The sequence below is a fragment of the Fusibacter paucivorans genome (assembly GCF_018390735.1).
In the GTDB taxonomy this organism is placed as follows: Bacteria; Bacillota; Clostridia; order Peptostreptococcales; family Acidaminobacteraceae; genus Fusibacter; species Fusibacter paucivorans.
In genome coordinates, this window is the sequence record NZ_JAHBCL010000061.1 from 1 (window position 1) to 8610 (window position 8610).

Genomic DNA, 8610 nt, shown 5'->3' on the forward strand with positions numbered 1-8610 from the left:
TGATTATTGGGCTGCAGTAACACTGCAGCCACTACACGCATTTTTTGAGGCAAGATAAGCGAGCTAGCTACGGCAAGAGTTATGAGCTAGGCAATGACAGAACTAGAAATCAGAAACAACATATCGATGCCTCTTCTTGAGTCGATTCTGCGTGATGCAGCAATTAGTTCTCGGTACAAAACGCTAACGATTAAACAATGCAAATACACCTGAAAATAAAGTAAGAACCGCTGTTTAGTATAAAAATACTAATGCGGTTCTTTATTATTGATGCTTCGTCGGTTAAGTCAAATACTGTCATGCCTAAGTACTCAATATACATAGAGCACGATGCCCATATTATGGATTTACCAGTTCTACATGTTGACATACCCATATATTGAGCATACGCTATTCATGTCACTAATCACTCAAACCAATCGTTTATGATCACAATCAATACCGGAGGTGCAATTTTGAATAAAAATTTAATCGTCAGTATCATCATTGGTGTCCTCATCATGTTTTCAACAACATTGCTTACAGGGCACACTTATGCTCATAGTACTGCTATTGGGGCACATAGGACAGCAGAGCTTATTTTAAGAAATATCAGTATCGTTGTAGGGTTAATCGTCATATACAGCGGCTTTAAAGACATGTTTAAATCAAAATAATCTTTATACAAAAAGTTGTCATCTTGCTTACATAATCTCCACGAATGCCCTCGCGATAGACAAAGGAGGCGCTTATAAACGACAAAAGCTACATTAGTAGCATTAACGATTTTTGAGATCATTTAATAACATAAAATTGAAAATGATTGATTTTATTATAAAATAGGGTAGCACATTTGATGCTACCCTATTACGCTTATATTTAGAAAAACATACGTATTCTTTTTCTTATTGATAAACTTTGATCGCATTATACATTATAGGATAAGCAAAAAGTCTTGCATAAAAGATTTTTGTGCATTCTTTTTATTTTCTGTCTTCTATAAAAAGCTTTTGCCGTTAAGGTGAGAGTATTCGAAAACTCAATTCAACGGCACTACTCACTTTTGATCTGCAAGTTTTTCTCTTTCATTGTCATAATCAGCTTTTATCCGTTTATAGCTGTCCGTTTCGACAGCCTTCTCCGGATGTTCGGATAAATCGCGTTTTTCATTTTCAACATTTTTGGTTTCATTTTTTAACAGCTTAATTTCATCGCTAATGGCACTTTGAAATTCTAATAGCCCCAAAAGTCTTTTATTGCTGGGATCAATACCACCCTCTTCTTTAATTATATCCAGTCGGCTCTGAATGATTGCTAATCGACCCATCAATTTATTCAATCGTTCCTGATACGCCTCTAAAGTAGAATCATATAAATCCATTGTCTCTGAAAATGCATCCATTCGCATCAATGCCTCTGAATAACGCCGTTGATTTTCGGTGAGAGCATCTTTTACACGGCTGTCAACATTCAGTTCTGAAATAGCGGTATTAACGGCATCATCAACTTGTGCATAGTATTTTCCGCCAATTGATTCATCACTTTTCACCTGACTAACAATATCTTGATACGAATCCATAAAGCCTATAACCGCTTTCAAATCATCATATGTCATACGTTCAACTGCGTTCGTCTGTTTTTCATTATCACGAACATACTGCTTCACGGCATCAATGTCCACCGTGGTTTCAGAAGTCATCACATAATCTTTTGCCGTTAATGCTTTCTCTGCGAGTTGACTTTTAAAGATATCCACATCAAAAATATCTTCAACTTCCTCTTTTGAGAATCGCTGTAACTGAGTTCTTCCCTGATCAAAGAAATTGTCCAATTGCATTCCAATTTCCTGAATAGCACCACCAACACGACTTATGTATACCTGGTTTAGGTCTTCTAGCAATTTATTTTTCTGATCTTCATCTTGCGTATTATTAAGAATCCAGTCATGCTCTTTTTTATATGCCAGCGCTGATCCAAATATAGCTTCTTCGAGATATGCCTGCTTGTCCTTTGTTAACAGTTCTTCTAGCGATTCCATTTCGATTTCATGAATATCTCCTGATTTGAATTTTTCTATCTTTTGCATCCCCTCTTTTGATATTTCAAGTAAATCAAAATCGGCATTTGCCACCCCTTGATTCAATAATGAATCTGGGGTTATCATTAGACCCGCAAAACCACTTGTCTTAAGCTGCATTTCCGATAAATTTAGGATTTGACTCATATCTGATCCATGATTAATTCGCATTAAAACACCTCCGATGAAGTCTATAAAAAATTAACACTCCGCATGCTATATGGTTTCGTGCTATGCGCAAAACTACAAATAAGGCTGTCTCGCATAAAGATATGAGAATAGTACATATCGTCGTGAAAGCATTGAAATTTAGATAATACAATTTCCTTATATATTATCTTTTAAATGTATTTCTTCTTGATGATCCTATTCTCTCAATCTTAATCTTACCGCACTCGTAATCCCGTATTGACACCTTGAATTAATCATAGCACTTTTTTAGTTTCCTTGTCCAACATGCCGCTTCGAAACATTTTCTTAAACGTTTAATGTGCCCAGAATTTCAAGTGCAATTTCAAAATCATATGCTTCGCAAGCTTCTTCTATCTTATGATATTGGTCCATCCAACCATTCTTCATAAAATTCCCTTTCATTTCTCTTAATTTATTTTGGGCTTCAACATCATAGCTGTCGAGTAATTCAACCAAAGTTTTGAAAGTAGCCGCAAAGACATCTTCATCTAATACTTCAATATCCTCTATGACCGGCTCTGATGAAACCGAATTTTCTAAAGCTTTAATCTCAGCAAGGCCATTGCTTAAGCATGTGATGAGCCCTTCAAAATCACGATCCTGCAAAAGTAGCGTGGGTTCTAATGTGCCATTCTTAAACCGCAGTTCTAGACGATTTGAATATTCAGAGATCTCATCGTTTCCCAAGCTCGCAGAAAGCCCTTTCAGCGTATGAAATTCCCGCATAAGCGCATCAGAAGTCATTTGATGCGATTCCGTTATCATTTTTTCATCAAAATCAGCATACATTGTGGCAAATTGACTGGCGATTTTTAAATAGAGTTTCTCGTTCCCGCCTAACCTCATGATCCCTTCAATGGTATTAAATGACTTAAGCATCTCTTCAAATTGATACTCGCTATTTTTCGTGTTAGCTGAACTAGATGAAGCCTCTTCTGAAAAAGTGATCTTTAGCAATTTTGCCATCACACCATAAAGCTCATTTAGATGAATCGGCTTTTTAATGTGTGCCTGCATACCGATCTTCATAATTTCTTCTGTTGTACGCTGCTGTATATCCGCACTAAGCGCGATAATTGGCAGCATCTCTGAAGAGAATGTTTCCCTAATTTTCTGTGTTGCTTCACGACCACCCATCACGGGCATTTGAAGATCCATTAAAACGATGTCAAGATCAATTGGTTGCGCCACTATTTCCAGTGCTTCTGCGCCATTGTTGGCAATGATTACTTCAGCACCCTCATCTTCCAAATTTTCTTTGGCAATTTCCTGATTAATTAAGTTATCCTCAACCAGCAAAACCTTAATCCCCGTAAAAATTCTTTTACCTGTTTGAATATTTTTAGAAAGATTTTCTGTTTTCTTATACGAAAGCATTGTCATTACCGTGTCGAAGAAAGTAGACGCTGTAATGGGCTTTTTTAAGATCGTCTTAAATCCAGCTGATCTTGCCTTTGTTTCAATATTTTCTGTGTGATCGTCTACCATTAAAACGACCTTACCGCGTTCCATACTGCTTTCGGTAATAAATTTGTAAATTGCTTTACATGCCACGTCACTCAATTGATTGATACTGCAATCCAAAAATATCAATTCATATTGCCGCTCATATGCCGCTTGAAAAACGCCAAGATCGTTAAATATATCTATTGACTGCGTCATATCGGAAAGATACATTTTTATCGATTCAACCATAGATGGATTGTCACTAATCATCGCAATTTTAATGCCTTTGATATATTGAGGAACAAATGTTACACTGGCTTCAGACAAATCAACTTTAAATGGCAATATAATATCAAATTCGGTTCCCTGGTCTAGGGCACTCCTTACTGTTACTTTCCCATCCATAACTGAAACTAAATTTTGTACAATTGCGAGACCTAAACCTATGCCGCCAAATTTTCTCGTACTGCTTATATCAGCTTGAGAAAAAGCCTCAAATAGATCATGACACTGTTCTTCTGACATCCCAATACCAGTATCTTTTATTAAAAATTTAATTTTTGCATCTTCGCCTGACAACTGTTCCAAGCTCAGCACCATGCGAACCTCACCCATCTCAGTAAATTTTACAGCATTGTCTAATACATTTTCTAATATTTGATGCAAATGATAGGAATCACCAATAAGCCTATTGGGAATACTTTGATCATAATCAACCGTAAATTTCAACCTCTTATTTGCTGCTTTTTCACGTGCTTCGCCGATGACGTCCTCTAAAACCCGATCAAAATCAAACACAGCAGATTCCACTTCAAAACTTCCAGACTCTAAATTCGAAAAATCCAAAATATCATTGATAATTTCCATCAAATGATCTGAGCTCTCATTAATTTTATTGAGATAGCTTCGCTGCTTTTCGGTTAACGCAGTTTTTTCCAAAAGCTTTCCAAAACCAATAACGCCATTCATCGGCGTGCGAATCTCATGAGACATATTAGCGATGAACATGCTTTTAACTTGATAAGCTTTTTCGGCTTCGACCTTTGCCTTAATCAATTGCTTTTCCGTCTCTTCTCTTAAATGAATCTCTCTTCTGAGCCGCACATTCCAAGAGGAGAACATGACTATCACAACGAGGGCAATTATGACAATAATCGATACGCCAATAAAAATATTTGTATAATCCGACTTTTCTATGATTCCAAGCCATTTATTGCTAATAACAATTCTTTCCTCTTCTGTTATTGAGGCAAGACTTTTATTGAGAATTGACTGCAATATGACATTATCATTTGCAATTGCCATTGCCAATTCCGAGGTAACTTCCTCATAAACATCGCTCACAACAATATTGGAAAGGCCCAGCTGTTTAATCATGTACCTTGATGAAGCATAATTGCCAACTGCTAAATGGATGTCATTCGAAGATAAAGCCAAGAGCAATTCTTCAAGTGTATCATACATTAGGAGTTCAGCGTTCGTTTCTTCTGCCATAAAATAATAATTAGAACTATTTCTCTGAACACCTACGCGAACGCCGTCGAGTTGATCAAAATTATGATTATCCGACTCGTCATTTGATAACAAAACCCTTTGAAAGCTCAAATAGCTATCTGTAAATAAAAAGGCTTCTTTTCTTTGGTCTGTAATACCAACACATGGCAATAAATCAACATTTCCCGCTAATGCCAAATCGTAAGCTTCTGTCCAACTCACGTCTTCTACTCTTTTAAAAGTCAATCCCGTCTTTTCTTCAATCGCTCTTAGATAATCTGCTACCATCCCGACATAATTTCCATCAGTATCTACGAACTCATACGGTCTGAACTCAGGGTCTATCCCAATAACAATCGTTGGGTTATTCATTATGTATGTCTGTTCTTCTTCGCTAAAAGCAATAGCCTCTGCATAAGAAAAGTTTGAACAAAATAACTGGAAAAACAACGTGATAAAAATAAAAAACCTCATCGCATGCCCTCCACGGCTTCCTCGATTGTCTTCTCACCTCATATGGCTTTCATGTAAAAACGTTTGGTATTAGTCTTTATAAGCCTCTTCCCAAGTTAGTGTAGACGCGTTAATACTCGGCTTTTCATGGCCCTCTATAAATGGAAAAAAATCCGGATACTGTGCAAAAAAATCCGAGTTTACCAGATCCTTACTAATTGGAACTCTAAATGGATCCATACGCATCATATAACCGCATCATCATCTTGGATTGAATTTTTAATGTTTATAATTTCTTCAAAGTTTTCAAAAAATATATCTACAATCTGAGGATCAAATTGTTTGCCACGTTCGCTGACGATTAAATCTCTCGCCCGCTCTACAGACCACGCCTCTTTATAAGGTCTCTTGCTCGTGAGCGCGTCAAAAACATCTGCAACTGCTACAATCCTCCCGAAAATATGAATTTCTTCTCCTTTAAGACCATAAGGATAGCCATTGCCATTCCAGTGTTCATGATGCTGTTCAGCAATAATCGTGGCATACTGAAGCATTTCAGACTTTTGTTCGCCTAAAATTTCAGAGCCAATACGCGCATGTTCACACATAATCTGTCTTTCAGCATTGTCCAAACGCCCTTTTTTCTTTAAAATATCATCTTGGATTCCGATTTTCCCGATGTCGTGCATTGGCGCAGCCAGCTCCAGAAGTTCCGCATCATGTTCAGAAATACCATAATTAAGCGCTAAAAAGCGAGAATATTTGGCAACGCGTTGCACATGTTTTCCGGTTTCATTATCTTTATATTCAGCTGCACGACCAAGAACGTTGATAATTTCAACTTGCGTGTTGAACAATTCCAACGTTTTTTCTTTAACTTCCTTATACAAATGTTTTTCCTGATTAGCAAGTCTCAAATGTGTCTTCACGCGCGATTGAACAACGACAGGAATGATTGGTTTTGTTATGTAATCGACGGCTCCCGCCTTTAAGCCTCTGACCTCATCATCGGCAGTATTGTTTGCCGTTACAAAAATGATGGGAATATTTTTAGTAACCATATCCCGCTTTAAGATCTCGCACACCTCGAAACCATTCATTTCAGGCATCATAACATCCAGTAAAATTAGGTCCGGGTTAAATTTGGCCGCTAACGCCAATGCTTTTTTACCATTTAGCGCAAACTTTATTCTGTAGTCATCTCTTAATGCTGCAATGAGGATGTCAATGTTTGCTTTAATATCATCAACTACGAGGATCAAGGGTTTCTCATCCATTAGTGCCTCCACTTAACGCTTGAATAATCGTTTGTTTAACCTCCTGCATATTCAAAGGTTTTTTTAAAAAACCCACAAACCGATCCGGGTCCTTTGCCCGCAAATCCACGTCAAGTGTTTCAACACTACTTAAAAAAAGAACGGGAATGCCTTTTAGACTTGCCTTTTCCAATATGTATTCATAGGTTTGATACCCATCCATCACGGGCATTACAATATCAAGCAAGATAATGTCAGGCACGTTCTTTTCTAAAATTGATGCTGCAACCATGCCATTCTTAGCTGCAAAAATTTTGTAATCTTTACTCAGTCCCAGTTCTAGCATTCTAATATTAAGCGGGCTGTCGTCAACTACTAAAATCTTATTCATTACTTTTCCCTTCATTTTAGGCAGTAAGCCATAGGTTGAGACGTTCCGTACGCTTGTATAAAATTTATATGTATAGGTTCGATTTTCTAGTGTGACTTTAGTATATTTATACCGCTCAAATTTTATTTAAACCATTATTTAAAGTGTTCTAGTCAGACAGAGTTGTTGTATCAGTTGCCGGTTTGAATACCTCATTTGTAACAATAGCGATTATCTCAACTTAAAAACGCCACACAAAAGTCTTTTATGGAAGACTTTTGTGTGGCGTTTTGTATTTTTGTCTTTTGTAAAAGACTTTTTGTCAATTAGGTGGGATCGGAAAATAGCGTAGTCTTATTTGTGTTCATTATCAAAGCTTCTTCTCGGCTTCTCCCTAAACATTATAATAAAAATAAATCATTTCCTTCCCCATGTATAGTTCTTTTCTAACGACAGGCACTTCCGCCGCAACCTCCAAAATCACTTTTTCCCAAAATTTATACGCCCCATCGTTATTCGGCAGCACTCTCGTAATCCATCTCCCAGGATGTTTGTTAACAGACAATTTAAACGCTTCTCTACCAACGCCCAAATGCTTATATTTTCTAAGTACAAAAAACTGACCGATGTCAAAATACGCTTGATCTAATGGAAATTTTCGCAACAAAGAAAAGCCTGCCATTTCACCATCTACTAAGATCAAATAAGGATAATGTTTCGGATCATTCCAATAAATGCTTAGTTGGACAACACGCTCATCAACGGTAAAGGTGCCATCAGGATTTGGATCAAATTTTGTATACTCAGACATATCATAAATATAATATTGGAATAAATTCATTATGATTTCTGGTGATTCAGCTGAAACTAATTCTATTTTCATGTTGCCCTTCTTTCGATTGATAAGCATCGCTCTTGTATTCTTTTTTTGAAATGAATATCGTTGATTCTACATATTTCTCTAGTCGAATCCATAATCATGTATAAATTCTACGATAGCATACTTTTAGGCGTTAGGGAATAAAATCGGGGGCATTATAGAAAGCTAAGTTTTATGCATCACATTCTGATTGATGACATTAAAAAAGGGACTTTTCAATCGGTATTGACAGTGTGCTAACATTGCTTTCCTTTTTTGTTTAGTTCTGGGGATCGCACTTTATAGTCATCTGAAGTACCAACTATGATTATACCATCATGATAATTTGAAAATGCAGATACAGTTGTTTTAGTCCACGTGATTTGACTTTGCCTTGCTCTTTGTCTTTGTCAATGCCACGGTGAAATAGCTCCCTTGTTTTGCCGTAGTCATTTGTTACAATACATATAGCATATATGTATTG

General features: G+C 36.8%; 6 protein-coding genes. 1 reads left to right on the top strand and 5 read right to left on the bottom strand.

Annotation, left to right across the window (positions count from 1 at the left end; all coding sequences use genetic code 11):
• Positions 1-455: 455 nt before the first annotated feature.
• Entirely contained in the window at positions 456-656 is a 201-nt protein-coding gene (locus tag KHM83_RS19130) for a hypothetical protein (protein ID WP_213238640.1), read from the top strand.
• Between the two features lie 380 nt (positions 657-1036).
• Here KHM83_RS19130 and KHM83_RS19135 read toward each other — a convergent pair whose 3' ends face one another.
• The 5 genes from KHM83_RS19135 to KHM83_RS19155 all read right to left on the bottom strand — a co-directional run bounded on the left by KHM83_RS19135 (position 1037) and on the right by KHM83_RS19155 (position 8150).
• Positions 1037-2227, bottom strand: a complete 1191-nt coding sequence (locus KHM83_RS19135; RefSeq protein ID WP_213238641.1) for a hypothetical protein — start codon at positions 2225-2227, stop codon at positions 1037-1039.
• Positions 2228-2533: 306 nt separating this feature from the next.
• Positions 2534-5662, bottom strand: coding sequence for an ATP-binding protein (locus tag KHM83_RS19140; RefSeq protein ID WP_213238642.1), 3129 nt, complete (start codon positions 5660-5662; stop codon positions 2534-2536).
• A 224-nt stretch (positions 5663-5886) separates the two neighbouring features.
• Positions 5887-6918, bottom strand: coding sequence for an HD-GYP domain-containing protein (locus KHM83_RS19145; RefSeq protein WP_213238643.1), 1032 nt, complete (start codon positions 6916-6918; stop codon positions 5887-5889).
• Entirely contained in the window at positions 6911-7288 is a 378-nt protein-coding gene (locus tag KHM83_RS19150) for a response regulator (protein WP_246543211.1), read from the bottom strand. The genes KHM83_RS19145 and KHM83_RS19150 overlap by 8 nt, the downstream gene beginning before the upstream one ends.
• 373 nt (positions 7289-7661) lie before the next feature.
• Positions 7662-8150, bottom strand: a complete 489-nt coding sequence (locus tag KHM83_RS19155) for a GNAT family N-acetyltransferase (RefSeq protein WP_213238645.1) — start codon at positions 8148-8150, stop codon at positions 7662-7664.
• Positions 8151-8610: the final 460 nt, after the last annotated feature.